Genomic DNA, 13971 nt, shown 5'->3' on the forward strand with positions numbered 1-13971 from the left:
ATCTGTCGAGGGATCATTCGAACGGCGTTCCACGAAGCCCGGTGGACGGCGTCGCTGCGCGCCGATCATTCCATAAAACATTTGCATATTTGCATAGCAGAATATTGCGTTTGTCTCATGAAGCGGATCGCCGTATCTTCACCAGTTCCATCACGTCCGCCAGCCGTCGCGCCAGGCGGACCCAGGGGCGACGCCGTCGCGCGGCCGCCCGCCAACCTCCGGGGAGATCACGTTGTTGAGCCGAATCGTCACGGCGCTGCTGCTCGCGCTCGCCGCGCAGCCGGGCATCGCGAAAGACACCGTCACGCTGCGCGTCGGTGAACAGAACTACTTCAACATCCAGGCATCGATGGAGGCGTCCGGCGTGTTGAAGGACCTGCCTTACACGATCGAGTGGAAGCACTTCCAGGCCGCCGCGCCCGTCGCCGAAAGCCTGAACGGCAACGCGATCGACGTCGGCTTCCTCGGCGATTCCGCGCTGCTCACGCTGGCCGCGCGCGGCGCGCCGGTGAAAGTCGTCGCGGTGTCGCGGCAGAGCCTCGACGGCGTCGCGATCCTCGTGCCGAAGAACTCGCCGGTGCGCACCGTCGCCGACCTGCAGGGCAAGACGATTGCGGTCTGGCGCGGCGCATGGAGCCAGCAGCTCGTGCTGCGCGCGCTCGAACACGATGGCCTGCGCGCGGATTCCGTCAAGTACGCGTACCTGATGCCGATCGATGCGACCAACGCGCTCGCGAACGGCTCGGTCGACGCCGTGTCGCTGTGGGAGCCGTTCGTCAGCACGCTCGCGCTGCGCCAGGGCGCCCGTCCCGTGACGACCGCGCAGGGCCTGATGCCCGCGCTCAGCTTCGTCGCCGCGAACGAGCAGGCGGCTACGGCCAGGCGCGCGGAGATCACTGATTTCCTGAAGCGCGTGGTGGCGGCACGCCAGTGGGTCGACAGTCATCCGCGCGAGTACGCGGACCTGTGGGCGAAGCGCGCGAAGCTGGAGCCGGACGTCGCGTACCGCTGGCTCAACAACGCGCACCAGCGTGTGGGCCCGGTCGACGACACGGCCGCGAAGGATGCGCAGAACACCGCCGACTTCCTGCACAAGGCCGGCGTGATTCCGGTCGCATACGACACGGCGAAGCTGCTCGACCGCTCGTATGCGGGCGCGTTCGCGGCGCCCGCGCAGAAGACGGCCGCCGCGCAGTGAGCGTGCTGCAGCACGCAGCCATTTCCGATCGACGACAAGAAGGACCATCGACATGCCCGTCGACATCATCGGCATGATCACCGCGACGCCCGGTGCGGAGGTCGACGTACCGGGCGGGGCCGCCGTCCAGCCCGACTACGTGCGGCGCTTCGCGCGGGCGCACGAAGCCGCCGGCTTCGACCAGATACTGGTCGGCCATTTCAGCAACGCGGCGGACGGCTTCATCGTCGCGTCGTTCGCGGCCGCCGCGACCGAACATATTCGCATCCTGCTCGCGCACCGGCCGGGCGTGATCGTGCCATCGGCCGCCGCGCGGCAGATCGCGACGCTCGACGTGTTCAGCGGCGGCCGGCTCGCATTGAACGTCGTGTCGGGCGGCGACGATGCCGATCTTCAGCGCGACGGCGATTTCGTGCCGCACGACGCGCGCTACCGCCGCACCGGCGAATATCTCGACGTGCTGAAACGCATCTGGCTGGCCGACACGCCGGTCGATCACGACGGCGAGTTCTATCGGCTGCATGGTGCGTCGCCGGTCGTGAAAGGCGCGCAGCAGCCGCACGTGCCGATCTATTTCGGCGGTTCGTCGCCGGCCGCGCTGGCCGTGGCCGGGCAGCACGCGGATGTCTACATGACGTGGGGCGAGCCGCTCGCTGCCGTGCGCGAGCAGATCGCGCGCGTGCGGGCCGCGGCAGTGCCGTTCGGACGCGCGCCGCGCATCAGCGTGTCGTTCCGGCCGATCGTCGCGGACACCGAAGCCGCCGCGTGGGAGAAGGCCGAGGCGATCCGCGCGCGCGTGCGCGCGGCGCGGCTCGCGAACGGCCAGCCGATCGACGGCCATGCGCCGCAGAACGCCGGCTCGCAACGCCTGATGGCCGCGGCCGCGCAGGGCGACGTGCTCGACGAGCGATTGTGGATGGGCGTCGCGAACCTGACCGGCGCGCGCTGGAATTCGACCGCGCTCGTCGGCACGCCGGAACAGGTCGCGCGTGCGCTCGGTGCGTATTACAAGCTCGGCGTATCGACGTTCCTGATTCGCGGTTTCGATCCGCTCGACGATGCGCTGGATTACGGACGCAAGCTGATTCCTGCGATCCACGCGCACATCGCGGAACTCGACCACCATCGCGATCGCGCGGCGCTGACGGCGTAGGAAACGACGACCCGCCCAAGTCGGTTCGCCCCGGCCTCTTCTTTAAGGGATGCCGGGGCGATTTCATTTGCTGCGCGACCGATGCGCAGCTCGCTGTGCCGACGCAACGACGCGTCGGCACAGCGACACATCGACACATCGAATCAAAACGACGGCAATCCCGGCGGATTCGTCTCCGCGCGCGCGACCGCCTCGCTCTGCAACCCCCAGCGCGCCAGCGCCTGCCCGTAGCGGCCGTTGTCGATCAGCGCGTTCGTCGCGAGCGTCAACGCCGGCGCGAGCCCGCTGCCGCGGCGCGTCGCGATCGCGACGTCCGCATTCGCGGGCCAGCCCGCGTTGACGACGCCGACCCGCCGGATCTTGCCGTCGCGCGCGGCTTCGTACGCGAGCGACGCGTTCGGATTCAGCTCGGCATCGGCGCGGCCCGACAGCAGCGCGACGCGTGCTGCCGCATCGTCGTCGAAATAGAGCAGTTCGGTCGGCTTCAGCCCTTGCGCGACGTTGCGCCGGCTCCATTCGAGCAGGATGCGCTCCTGGCTCGTCCCCGCGCCCGTGATGACGCGCAGGCCGGCGACGTCCTTCGGTTCGGCGATCTTCGCGATCGGGCTCGCGGTGCGCACGTAGAAGCCGTGCAGCCCGAGCCGGTAGGTCGTGAAGTCGTATTTCTCCTTGCGTTTTTCGGTCACGCCGACGTTCGAGATCACCGCGTCGTACTTGCCCGACGTGAGCCCGAGCGGCCAGTCGGCCCATGCGATTGGCACCAGCACCAGCGTGCGGCCGAGCGCGTCGGCGACGAGCTGCGCATAGTCGGGATCGGCACCGACCACGGTGCGTGCGTCGGTCGCATAGGTCGATACCGGTGGCGCGTGCGGCGAGATCGCGACCGTGAAGGCCCCGTCGCGTACCCAGCGGTAGTTGCTTGCCGCGCGAATCGCCGCATCGTCGCGCGATGCGCGGATCCGGCCGGCCTGGCGCGGATCGAGGTCCGCCGTCGCGGCGGCGGCCTCGGCCGCGTGCCACCGGAGGCCAGCGGCGGCCGCCAGCGTGGCGGTGATGAACTGGCGTCGGTCGATCATCGTCGGTTGCCTCGCAGGTCGTGAGCGGCGTGCATCAGAGCACCCGTGACAGGAACGCGCGTGTGCGCGGATGGGCCGGCGCGTCGAGCACGACGGCGGGCGGCCCCGACTCGACGATGCGGCCGCGCTCCATGAACAGCACGTTGTCCGCGACTTCGCGCGCGAAGCCGATTTCGTGCGTGACGATCACGAGCGTGGTGCCCGAGCGTGCGAGCTCCTTGATCACGTCGAGCACTTCGTTGACCAGTTCGGGATCGAGCGCCGACGTCGGCTCGTCGAACAGCAGCACCTTCGGGCGCAACGCGAGCGCGCGCGCGATCGCGACGCGCTGCTGCTGGCCGCCGGACAGCTGGCGCGGGTACGCATCGGCTTTATCGGCGAGGCCGACGCGCGCGAGCAGCGTGCGCGCGGTGCGTTCGGCGGCCTCGCGCGTGACGCCGCCGACGGCGACCGGAGCCTCGATCAGGTTCTCGAGCACCGTCAGGTGCGGAAACAGGTTGAAGTTCTGGAACACCATGCCGACCGCCGTGCGGCGCTTCAGCACGTCGCGCTCCTTCAACTCGTGCAGCACGTCGCCGTCGCGCCGATAGCCGATCAGCTCGCCGTCGATGTCGATGAAGCCGTCGTCGACGCGCTCGAGATGGTTGATGGTGCGCAGCAGCGTCGACTTGCCCGAACCGGACGGCCCGACGATCACCGTCACGCTGCCGCGCGGTGCGACGAACGACACGTTGTCGAGCACGCGCTGCATGCCGAACTGCTTCGATACGTTGTGCACGGCGACTTCGCCGCCGGTGCGCGGCACCGGCGCGGCCGCGGCGTCATCGTGGGCCGCCGCGCCGGTTGCCGTTGCGTTGCGCGCCGCCGCATGCCGCCACAGCGCACTGACGCACGCCAGCACGAACGTCAGCGCCGACGGCGGCGGGTTGCGCAGCGCGCCGCGCGCATAGTGGCGCTCGACCTGCACCTGGATCGCGGACAGCACGGTCAGGATGATCAGGTACCAGACGGTCGCGACCATCAGCAGCGGAATCACTTCGAGATTGCGCCGATAGATCACCTGCACCGTGTAGAACAGCTCGGGCATCGCAAGCACGTAGACCATCGACGTGCCTTTCGCGAGCGAGATCAGGTCGTTGAACGCGGTCGGCAGGATCGCGCGCATCGCCTGCGGCAACACGATCCGCGTGGTCTGGCGGCCGCGCGGCAGGCCGAGCGCGGCGGCCGCTTCGAGCTGCCCCTGGTCGACCGCGAGAATGCCGCCGCGAATCACTTCCGCGGAAAACGCCGCGTGGTTCAGCGAGAGGCCGAGCACGGCCGCGAGGAACGGGCTGATCAGGTCGGTGGTCGGCGTGTCGAACCACACGATGTCGGTGAACGGCACGCCGAGCCGCACGTGTTCGTACAGGTAGCCGAGGTTGTTGAGGATCAGCAGCAGCACGATCAGCGGAATCGACCGGAACAGCCACACGAAGGTCCATGCGCTCGCCGCGAGCAGACGCGAGCGCGACAGCCGCGCCAGCGCGACGAACCCGCCGAGCGCGAAGCCGAACACCGCGCCGAGCAGCGTCAGCACCAGCGTGCGCGCGAGCCCGGACAGCACCGGCGGCGACAGGAACCACTCGGCGAACACCGGCCAGCCCCATTGCGGGTTGCCGAGGATCGAATACAGCACGAGTGCGATCAGCACGAGCGCGAGCACGGTGCCGATGGTGCGCGACCGGTGCCGGGCCGGCACGATCCGCAGGTGCGTGCCGGCGTCGCGGGCGCGGGAGGGGGAGAGCGGCGGCACTGCGCCGCCGAGATGGGTCGTGTCGCTCATGTCGGTGAGGGTCCTCGATCGAGTTGGCCGGAAGCGCCGCGCGAGGCGGCGCGTCGGCGTCATGCGTGCGCTTCGGCCGCGTCGTCCTGTTGCTGCACCGCGCCGGGCGCCGCGTGGCGGCTCGCCTTGCGCGGCAGGCCGAGATGGTCGCGCAGCGTGCTGCCCGGCAGGTCGCGGCTATAACGGCCGCGCGCCTCGAGTGCCGGAATCACGAGGTCGATGAAGTCGTCGACGCCCTGCGCCTGTACCGGGAAGCCGAGGATGAAGCCGTCGCCGGCACCGGCGTCGTGCCAGCGGATCAGCTCGTCGGCGACGTGCTCGGCCGTGCCGATGAAGTTCGGGCGCGGCGTCGCGACGGCGAGCGCAGTCTCGCGCAGCGTGAGGTGCTTGCGCTTCGCGTCGGCCTTGATCCGGTCGGTGGTCGAGCGGAAGCTGTTGCGGCCGATGTCGCCGAGTTCCGGGAACGGCGCATCGAGCGCGTACTGCGTGAAATCGTGGTGGTCGAAATAGCGGCCGAGATACGCGAGCGCTTCGTCGATCGTCAGCAGGTCGCGGATCGCCTGGTATTTGTCTTCCGCCTCGGCGGCCGTGCGGCCGACGATCGGCCCGATGCCCGGGAAGATCTTCACGTCGCCGGGCTGCCGCCCGTGCTCGACCGCGCTTTGCTTCACGCGCCGCGTGAACGCGGCCGTTTCGTCGAGCGACGGCGAGTGCGTGAACACGGCGTCCGCGTACTTGCCCGCGAGCCCGATGCCGGTGTCGGACGAGCCGGCCTGGAAGATCACCGGCTGCCCCTGCGGCGAGCGCTGGATGTTCAGCGGGCCGGCAACCTGGAAGAAGCGGCCGTGGTGATCGAGCGTGTGGAGCTTGTCGCGATCGAAGAAGCGACCGGTCGCGCGATCGCGCACGAACGCGTCGTCGTCCCAGCTATCCCACAGCCCCTGCACGACCTCGAGGTATTCGTCGGCGATCTCGTAGCGCAACTCGTGATCCGGATGCGCCTTGCCGAAATTCTTCGCGGTGCCTTCGAGCGGCGTCGTCACGACGTTCCAGCCCGCGCGCCCGCCGCTGATCGTGTCGAGCGACGCGAGTTGGCGCGCGACCGTGAACGGCTCGCTGTACGACGTCGAGATCGTGCCTGCGAGGCCGATCTTCTTCGTCGCGACCGCGAGCGCCGACAGCACGGTGAGCGGCTCGAAGCGGTTCAGGAAGTGCGGGATCGACTTCTCGTTGATGTAGAGGCCGTCCGCGACGAACGCGAACGCGATGCCGGCGGCTTCCGCCTTGCGCGCGATGCCGATCGCGAAGTCGAGGTTGATGCTCGCGTCCGGCGGGTTGCTCGGGTGCCGCCATGCGTTCATGTGGCTGCCTGCGCCTTGCAGCATCAGGCCGAAGGGAATCGATCGTCGGGTCGTCATGGGCGCGTCACGCGTTCTGGTCGGGGGAAAGGGAGCGAAGGGAGCGGTCGGCCGCGAGGGCCGCCTGCACGGGGGTGATCGACTGCGCGCCGCCGAGCCATTCGGCCGACGCGAGCCGTGCCGCGTAATCGGTCACCGGCGAGTCGATCACGAACGCGTCGACGTCGAGCCGCCGGCTCAGCGCGTCGAGCGCGCGGTGGATGCGCTCGGGCGTATCGGCCAGCACGGTCGGGCGCAACTCGTCGATCCGGTAGTCGGACGCGCCGCTTTGCCGCGCGAATTCGGCCGCGGCCTGCGCGCTCGGCAGGTTGAAGCTCTGGCCGCCGGCGAACTGCAGCTTGAAGATCTTCAGCGGCCCGATCAGTCGCTCGGCCTCCTCGCGGGTCGGTGCGGCGACCGCGTACAGCGCGACGAGCGCTCGCGTGCCGCCTGCGTCGCGGTAGGCGGCCAGCGAGCGTTCGAGGTTCGCGTCGTCGCCGTTGAAGTGCCCCGCGTAGCAGAAGCGCCAGCCGTGGCGGGCGGCGAGCGTGCCGCTGTCGGGCGAGCCGCCGAGCAGGATGCGCTCCGGCGCGTGCGGCGGCACCGGCATCGCGACCGCGCCGGCGAGCGGATGATCTTCGGCGACGCCCCAGCCCAGGAACGCATCGAGTTCGGCGAGCTGGCCCGCGAAGCCGGGCTTCTTCGCCTTGTCGTGAAACCACTGCAGCGCGCGCGTGGTCAGCGGCAGCCCGCCGGGCGCCTTGCCGACGCCGAGATCGACGCGGCCCGGCCCGAGCGCGGCGAGCAGCTTGAAGGTTTCGGCGACCTTGAACGGGCTGTAGTGCTGCAGCATCACGCCGCCCGAACCGATGCGAATGCGCGACGTGTGCGCGAGCAGGTGCGCGACGACGATCTCCGGCGCGGAGCTCGCGAAGCCGGGCGCGCCGTGATGCTCGGCGACCCAGAAGCGCTCGTAACCGAGCTGTTCGGCGCGCTGCGCGAGGGTCGTCGTGAAGCGCAGCGCGTCGGCGGCGGCCGCGCCGTCGGCGATCGGACTCTTGTCCAGCAATGAAAGCGAGTAAGCCATGGTGTTCGGCGTTCCTGCGAAGGCGTGAAGGGGCGGCGCTCAGCTCTTCGGCAAACCCGGCGGATTCGTGCGCGACTGGTCGATCGCTTCGGACGCGAGGTTCCAGCGGTCGAGGATCTGCTGATAGCGGCCGTTCTTGATCAACCCGTTCAGCGCGACCGTCAGCGGATCGGCGAGCCCGCTGCCGCGGCGCGTCGCGATCGCGATGTCGGCCGTGCGCGGCCAGCCGCCGCTGATCGCGCCGACGAGCCGTGTCTTGCCCTGCTGCGCGCTCTGGTAGGCGAGCACCGAGTTCACGCTGAACACGGCATCGGCGCGGCCCGACTGCACGGCGACGATCCGCATCGCCTGGTCGTCGTAGTACTGCACCTGCACCGGTTTCAGGCCGTGCGCGACGTTCTCGCGGTCCCACGCGAGCAGGATCTTTTCCTGGTTGGTGCCGGCGTCGGTCACGATGCGCAGCCCCGCGACGTCCTTCGGCTCGCGGATCGACTGGATCTTGCTGTCGTTGCGCACGTAGAAGCCGACCTGGTCCTTGCGGTAGGTCGAGAAATCGAATTTCTGCTTGCGCTCCTCGGTGACGGTGACGTTCGAGATCACGGCGTCGACCTTCCCCGATTCGAGCGCGAGCGGCCAGTCGGCCCACGCGAGCGGGACGATCTTCAGCTTGCGGCCGAGGCTGTCGGACACCAGCTGGCCGACGTCCGCGTCGAAGCCGATCACCGTGCGCGCGTCGGTCGCATACGTGCTGATCGGCGGCAGGCTCGGCGCGACGCCGATCGTCAGCGTGCCGGCTTCGGCGAACTTGAACGACGCGGGCACCGCGCGCTCGACGGCCGCATCGGCCGTGCCGCGCGGGCGGCCGCGCTGCTCGGGGCTCAGGTCGAAGGTCGCGGCGGCCGCGGCGATCGCGGTCACGCCGATCAGCGCGGCGGCCAGCGTGCGGAGCGCACGCGGCGTGAAGGGTACGGCTCGTTGCATGGATGCGTCCTAGTTGTGTTGTCGTCGGGAGCGAGGGAGCGGAATCGGATGGCGCGACGCGTTCAGCGCGGCAGCACCGCTTCGGGCAGCGGCGCCCACAGGTCGGCGAGCGTCGACGTGCGCGACGGATCGGCGAGATCCTTGCCGAAGCGCAGGTGGAAATACGCTTCGGGGTCGATCGACGAGTCGAACAGCCGCGTATAGCCGGTGCGGTCGTACAGCGCCCATGCTTCGGGCTGGCGAAAACCGGTGGTCAGGTACACGCGCCGATAGCCCTGCTGTGCGGCGCGCAGTTCGAGCGCGTCGACGATCAGGCGCGCGAGCCCCTGGCGGCGCAGGTCCGCGCGGGTCCAGATGCGTTTGAGTTCGGCGGTCTGCGCGTCGTAGCGCTTGAATGCGCCGCCGCCGATCGTCTCGCCGTCGCGCAGCAGCAGCACGAACGCGCCTTCGGGCGGCGCGAACAGCTCGGCCGGGTAGCGCGCGAGTTCGTCGCGTGCGGACGCACGGCTGTCGGGGCGGTACGCGTCGTAGCGCGTCGCGTATTCGTCGATCAGCGCGTCGATCAACGGCTGGGCGCGGACGTCAAGCGGCGTCGTGTCGATGATGCGGTCGTTCGTGGCCATGGGCATCGCGAAGGGCGCGCGATGCGGACGTTCCTGGCGGGGGCGGGGCACATCGCCCGGCCGGTCTGTTCCGTTATCGCGACGCGGTTGTCGTGATGACGGCGGCCGCGGTGCTTCCTGCGCTGCATCCGGCGTGCCGCCGCCGTTTCGAACACGTTAGCGGCGCGGCCGGCAAAGGCGAACGAAGCAATTTCGATAAGGATTTCGCGGGGAGCGTCAGAAGGCTTGCAGGGGGAGTGGGGTGGGGGATGAGCAGCGCATGTGTTGCAGCTCGTGCTCACGCATGCGCGATGCCGAATGACGCTCGACTATGCGGCTCGCACTTCGGCGAGCAGATCCGGATGACGATCCAGAATCCTGAGCAGCTTCACAAGGGCAAGTGGAGGGTTCGTCTTGCCGGTTTCGTAGCGGGAGAACGCATTGACGCCGCCACCGAATATCTCGGCCGCCTCGCGTTGATCCAGCATCAGCTTCTTGCGCACCTTCGCAATGAACCTCGGGTCGACGATGGTCGAATTCACTTGCTTGTTGAAGTCGCTGATCGCTTCACCGAGCCGGGTGGCCTCGTCGATATCCAGCACCGACTCGCCGCAGGCCGGACAGAAGTCGCCGGTGATATCGCGAACGACGGTCGAGCGACCCTTGTACGTGTAAGGGATGTCTCGTGTATCACGGACCAGTTTTGCGGCACCGCACGCAGGGCACTTCATTTTCATCGCTCCTTGAACGACACGATCAGCACATCGTCGATCACGGTCAGTTTCAGATATACGTCGCCATTCACGGTGCAACGCCGATAGACGTCCTGCCAGATCGTGTGGTCGGCGTAAGTCGTCATGCTCTTGTAGAAATCGACTGTATCCAGCGACATGACGACACCGATCGCCTCCGTTTCCGTGAAACCCAGTCGGCGAGCCCCGAACACCGCACTCGTCGTCAACCGGACGTTGCCGGTTCCGACGAGTGCCTTGACCCGCGACAGCTTGCAATGAGGCGTGTACTTTTCCATCCGCGATCATAACCAAAAGAGTTAATTTGTCAAGTTGGTTAATGGCGCACGCGTGCGGTCCGCCACCCTTGGCAGACTGCACGGAAAAGAGACGGATTGGTAACTGGCCTATCGGCCAACGCGCGGCGGCGTCGACGCCTCCGCCAGCTGAAACAGGCAATCGCCGCGCTGCACCTGCGCGGGCACGCGCTTGCACACGACTTCGCCGTCGCCCTTGAAGCGGTGCAGCACCGGTTCGCGCAGCGGCGTATCGGGGAAGTGCACCCACGCGGCCGGCTGGCCGGCCTTCACGTGGTCGCCGAGTTCGACGAGCGGTTCGTACAGCCCGCGTTCGTACGCGTAGACGAAGTGGCGATCGCCGTCGACGCGCAGGAAGCGCGTGACGGTCGGCGGCGCATCGGGCACAAGTGCGCCGTGCAGCAGGCCGATGTAGCCGAGATAGTGCAGCAGCCCGTGGCGGCCGAGCCGGATCAGCGACGGATCGGCCATCCCCGCACCGCCGAGTTCGGTCACGATCGAGATCGCGCCCTGCCGGCGCGCGGCCGAGGCCGAATGCACCGGGTTCGGCGTGTGCAGCAGCGCGTTCGGCAAGCCGAACGCAACGAGCAGCCCGTTGAGCTTTACCGCTTCGTCATCGTCGAGCGGGTCGATCGCGAGCATGTTGCCGCCCTGGTACAGCAGCGAGCTGCCGCCCGAATGCAGGTCGACCAGATACTGCGCGCGCGACAGCAGCGCATGCTCGATGTAGTGGGCGATCATCTGCGTCGGCGTGCCGGTCGGGTTGCCGGGAAAGCTGCGGTTCAGGTTGCCTTCGTCGAGCGGCGACACGCGCAGGCCCGCGTCGGCCGCGGGGAAATTGGCCATCGGCAGCAGGATCAGCTGCCCGGTGACGCTCTCCGGGTCGATCTCGCGCATCAGCTGCGACACGATGATCTGGCCTTCGTATTCGTCACCGTGGTTGCCGGCCATCACGAGCGCGACCGGGCCGTCGCCGTTGCGGATCGACGCGATCGGGATCGGCAGCCAGCCGTACGCGGAGCGATGCACGGAATGCGGCAGGCGCAGATAGCCCGCATGCTTGCCTTGCGCATCGAGATCGATTTCGCAGTGGATGGGATTTCGGTGTGAGGAGGAGGCGGTCATGGCGACATCGTTCGGAGAACGGGAATCCGCCATCTTATCGGGAAACGACCGCCGCGCGGCGCGTGGCGCGGCCGATGTCGAGCGCCGTCCGGCGGCCCGTGCGCGAACGCGCGGCAAGCGCAACCGGAGCAGCCGCGCGCGATGTTGCAGCGCTGAAACGCATGCCGGCGTGCGGGGCGGCCGCCTGCGCAAGCCGCGTGTTGCGTCAGCCCCTTGCGGCGACGGGGCCGGCGCGCGAGCGCGTCAGCGGCCCGATGTTTCAGCCTCGATACGGCCTTCTTCCCACAGCGTCCAGAAACGGCTGCCGGCGCGATACGGATTCGCGCGCCGCGCCGCGTGGTCGGTGACGCCCTGGCGAAACGCGCCGTACAGCGTCAGCGGCGGATTGGCGACGCACGCGGCTTCACGCGCCGCGGGCATGCGGCGCTCGGAAACGAGCCGCCGGATCAGCGAGGCACCGTCGATCACGTCCAGTTGATCGATCGTTTCCGCGCGGCTGAGGACTTCGACGGTATTCATGAGTGGCCTCCCTGACATCCTGTTTCCCGGTCAAGGAGCAATAAGAGTGCCAGCCATCAAATGCCGCGCGCCGTCGCGATCGTGCGGGCTTCTGCAGCGAACGCTACGCGCGGCGCGCGGCGATGTTACGGAACACGTCACGTGACACGGGCGGCCGCGGCGGAACATCTGCGCGCACGCGTCGAACCATGCAAGGCGTTTCCGGAATGAATCGCGGGAAGCGAACGGGCAAGCCGGACAGCGCGGCGGCCGCCGGCGGGAACGAGCGCGCGCTCAGCTCGCGGTCGCGGGCGCCACGCGGCTGCTTCCGGCCGAATAGAAGCGGTAGATCCCCTTGCCGGCCGACTTCGCGTCGTACAGCGCGCTGTCGGCCTGCCGGATCAGTTCGTCGGGCGAGCCGTGCCCGTCGTCGAGCGCGATGCCGATGCTGATCCCGAAGACGACGGTCTCGCCGATCGACAGCGTGTACGGCGCCGAGATCTGCCGGATGATCCGCGCGGCGAGGACCGAGCACGCCTGCATGGTGGTTGCGTCGAGCGCGACGATGAACTCGTCGCCGCCGACCCGCGCCGCCAGTTCGCCGGGCGGCAGCGTCTTGCCGAGCCGCTCGGCGACCTGCATGAGCACTTCGTCGCCGGCCTGGTGGCCGAAGCGGTCGTTGATCGCCTTGAAGCCGTCGAGGTCGAGATACATGACGGCGAGCGCGGGGCTCGGCACGTGCGGCACGTGCGGCCGGTGCGCGAGCATCCGTTTGAGTTGCGCATGCAACTCGTGGCGGTTCGGCAATCCCGTCAGCGCGTCGTGCCGCGCGAGGTGCCGGATATGCTGCTCGGTCTGGCGGCGCGCGGTGACGTCCTCGACGATGATCACCGCGTTGCCGTCCGGCACGCGGTGGCGCGTGAGTTCGAGCTGGCGGCCGTCGGCGAGCGCGATGTCGAGCGGCTCCGGTTCGTCGTGGTTCAGCCAGAGGTCGCATTGCACGGCGAGACTGGCGCCGTCGGGATCGGTGAGCGCGTTCGCGCCGAGCGCCGCGACGACGTCGGGCAGCGGCGTGTCCAGCATGATCTCGCGCGGCGAGCCGAACAGTTGCGCGGTGCGCCGGTTCGCGACGATCACGCGGCTTTCGCCGTCGATCATGCACAGGCCGTGCGGCATGTAGGTGAGAGCGGCGTCGAAGCGCGCGACGAGCTCGGCGTTGCGCTGGCGTGCGGCGATCAGCGCGACCAGCACGCGGTAATGGCGTTCGACGACCGTACGCATGGCCGCGAGATAGATCACGAGCGGCGGCAGCAGCAGCCATGCGCCGGGCCGCTGGACCAGCAGCGCGCCGACGCCGATCGGCACGACGCCGAGCGTGACCTGCGTCATCGCGAGCCACGGCAGCGCCGAATTGCGCGACGCGATCCCGCCGAACACGCCGCCCGCGACCATCACGGCCAGCGTGCCGAGCTCGACGTCGGGCGCATCCACGCAGCCCATCACGCCGAGGCCGAGCACGAAGCACGCGGCGAGCGACACGGGCGCATAGCGCCGGGCCCAGTATTCGGCGCGATCGTCGCCGGCGGCACGACGTAACGCATACGCACGTGCGATCGCGAGCCGCGCGGCGAGCAGGCCGACGTCGACGACGAGCCACACGAAACACCAGAGTTGTTGCAGCCGGATCAGCGCGATCGCCGCGACGAACGCGCTGGCGAGGCCGGACAGCGCCATCGGACGCACGTCCTCGAACAGCGTGACGAGCATCGACGGGCGCAGCGCGGCCGTCACGTAGTGATCGCCGCAGGGGGGCGTGGCGAGAAGGGCGTTCAGGAGGCGTGCCTTGACTGCCATGGCTATTTTGACCTCGACACGATGCGGTGCACCGCCGGCCGCCCCGCCCGGCACGGGATGGCCGGCGAACCGGATGCGCACGACATTAACATGAAACATCGGCCGCGCGTGCCGTGCGGGGACGTCGGCG

General features: G+C 68.9%; 13 protein-coding genes. 2 read left to right on the forward strand and 11 right to left on the reverse strand.

Annotated features, from left to right (window positions below; all coding sequences use genetic code 11):
• The first annotated feature begins 232 nt into the window (after window positions 1-232).
• Window positions 233-1198: an ABC transporter substrate-binding protein gene (locus U4Z31_RS04560; RefSeq protein WP_044844585.1), complete on the forward strand. Its 966-nt coding sequence runs from the start codon at window positions 233-235 to the stop codon at window positions 1196-1198.
• A 52-nt stretch (window positions 1199-1250) separates the two neighbouring features.
• Complete coding sequence (locus tag U4Z31_RS04565; protein WP_321809561.1) at window positions 1251-2351, forward strand: LLM class flavin-dependent oxidoreductase; 1101 nt, start codon at window positions 1251-1253, stop codon at window positions 2349-2351.
• Window positions 2352-2494: 143 nt separating this feature from the next.
• Here U4Z31_RS04565 and U4Z31_RS04570 read toward each other — a convergent pair whose 3' ends face one another.
• From U4Z31_RS04570 to U4Z31_RS04620, 11 genes are all read right to left on the reverse strand, one after another.
• Complete coding sequence (locus U4Z31_RS04570; protein WP_321795664.1) at window positions 2495-3427, reverse strand: ABC transporter substrate-binding protein; 933 nt, start codon at window positions 3425-3427, stop codon at window positions 2495-2497.
• A 34-nt stretch (window positions 3428-3461) separates the two neighbouring features.
• Window positions 3462-5249 carry an amino acid ABC transporter permease/ATP-binding protein gene (locus tag U4Z31_RS04575; RefSeq protein ID WP_321809562.1) on the reverse strand — a complete coding sequence of 596 codons (1788 nt, stop codon included), beginning with the start codon at window positions 5247-5249 and terminating at the stop codon, window positions 3462-3464.
• Between the two features lie 59 nt (window positions 5250-5308).
• Window positions 5309-6667, reverse strand: coding sequence for an LLM class flavin-dependent oxidoreductase (locus U4Z31_RS04580; RefSeq protein WP_321809563.1), 1359 nt, complete (start codon window positions 6665-6667; stop codon window positions 5309-5311).
• A 7-nt stretch (window positions 6668-6674) separates the two neighbouring features.
• Complete coding sequence (locus U4Z31_RS04585; protein ID WP_321809564.1) at window positions 6675-7733, reverse strand: LLM class flavin-dependent oxidoreductase; 1059 nt, start codon at window positions 7731-7733, stop codon at window positions 6675-6677.
• A 39-nt stretch (window positions 7734-7772) separates the two neighbouring features.
• Window positions 7773-8714, reverse strand: coding sequence for an ABC transporter substrate-binding protein (locus U4Z31_RS04590; RefSeq protein ID WP_124645868.1), 942 nt, complete (start codon window positions 8712-8714; stop codon window positions 7773-7775).
• Window positions 8715-8776: 62 nt separating this feature from the next.
• Complete coding sequence (locus U4Z31_RS04595) at window positions 8777-9337, reverse strand: GNAT family N-acetyltransferase (protein WP_124484744.1); 561 nt, start codon at window positions 9335-9337, stop codon at window positions 8777-8779.
• Between the two features lie 308 nt (window positions 9338-9645).
• Complete coding sequence (locus U4Z31_RS04600) at window positions 9646-10047, reverse strand: type II toxin-antitoxin system MqsA family antitoxin (RefSeq protein ID WP_321809598.1); 402 nt, start codon at window positions 10045-10047, stop codon at window positions 9646-9648.
• A gap of 2 nt (window positions 10048-10049) precedes the next feature.
• Window positions 10050-10346, reverse strand: a complete 297-nt coding sequence (locus U4Z31_RS04605) for a type II toxin-antitoxin system MqsR family toxin (RefSeq protein WP_044844578.1) — start codon at window positions 10344-10346, stop codon at window positions 10050-10052.
• A gap of 108 nt (window positions 10347-10454) precedes the next feature.
• Window positions 10455-11489, reverse strand: a complete 1035-nt coding sequence (locus tag U4Z31_RS04610; RefSeq protein ID WP_321809565.1) for a succinylglutamate desuccinylase/aspartoacylase domain-containing protein — start codon at window positions 11487-11489, stop codon at window positions 10455-10457.
• A gap of 243 nt (window positions 11490-11732) precedes the next feature.
• Window positions 11733-12008 carry a hypothetical protein gene (locus U4Z31_RS04615; protein WP_044844576.1) on the reverse strand — a complete coding sequence of 92 codons (276 nt, stop codon included), beginning with the start codon at window positions 12006-12008 and terminating at the stop codon, window positions 11733-11735.
• Between the two features lie 273 nt (window positions 12009-12281).
• Window positions 12282-13841, reverse strand: a complete 1560-nt coding sequence (locus tag U4Z31_RS04620; protein WP_321809566.1) for a diguanylate cyclase domain-containing protein — start codon at window positions 13839-13841, stop codon at window positions 12282-12284.
• Window positions 13842-13971: the final 130 nt, after the last annotated feature.

This window comes from Burkholderia sp. BCC1985, from assembly GCF_905339915.1.
Taxonomy (GTDB): domain Bacteria; phylum Pseudomonadota; class Gammaproteobacteria; order Burkholderiales; family Burkholderiaceae; genus Burkholderia.

Bases quoted from the DNA above. Each gene is read 5' to 3' on its own strand.
- U4Z31_RS04615 (WP_044844576.1), bottom strand. From the start codon at position 12,008: ATGAATACCGTCGAAGTCCTCAGCCGCGCGGAAACGATCGATCAACTG.
- U4Z31_RS04585 (WP_321809564.1), bottom strand. From the start codon at position 7,733: ATGGCTTACTCGCTTTCATTGCTGGACAAGAGTCCGATCGCCGACGGC.
- U4Z31_RS04565 (WP_321809561.1), top strand. From the start codon at position 1,251: ATGCCCGTCGACATCATCGGCATGATCACCGCGACGCCCGGTGCGGAG.
- U4Z31_RS04600 (WP_321809598.1), bottom strand. From the start codon at position 10,047: ATGAAGTGCCCTGCGTGCGGTGCCGCAAAACTGGTCCGTGATACACGA.
- U4Z31_RS04590 (WP_124645868.1), bottom strand. From the start codon at position 8,714: ATGCAACGAGCCGTACCCTTCACGCCGCGTGCGCTCCGCACGCTGGCC.
- U4Z31_RS04575 (WP_321809562.1), bottom strand. From the start codon at position 5,249: ATGAGCGACACGACCCATCTCGGCGGCGCAGTGCCGCCGCTCTCCCCC.
- U4Z31_RS04595 (WP_124484744.1), bottom strand. From the start codon at position 9,337: ATGGCCACGAACGACCGCATCATCGACACGACGCCGCTTGACGTCCGC.
- U4Z31_RS04570 (WP_321795664.1), bottom strand. From the start codon at position 3,427: ATGATCGACCGACGCCAGTTCATCACCGCCACGCTGGCGGCCGCCGCT.
- U4Z31_RS04580 (WP_321809563.1), bottom strand. From the start codon at position 6,667: ATGACGACCCGACGATCGATTCCCTTCGGCCTGATGCTGCAAGGCGCA.
- U4Z31_RS04610 (WP_321809565.1), bottom strand. From the start codon at position 11,489: ATGACCGCCTCCTCCTCACACCGAAATCCCATCCACTGCGAAATCGAT.
- U4Z31_RS04605 (WP_044844578.1), bottom strand. From the start codon at position 10,346: ATGGAAAAGTACACGCCTCATTGCAAGCTGTCGCGGGTCAAGGCACTC.
- U4Z31_RS04620 (WP_321809566.1), bottom strand. From the start codon at position 13,841: ATGGCAGTCAAGGCACGCCTCCTGAACGCCCTTCTCGCCACGCCCCCC.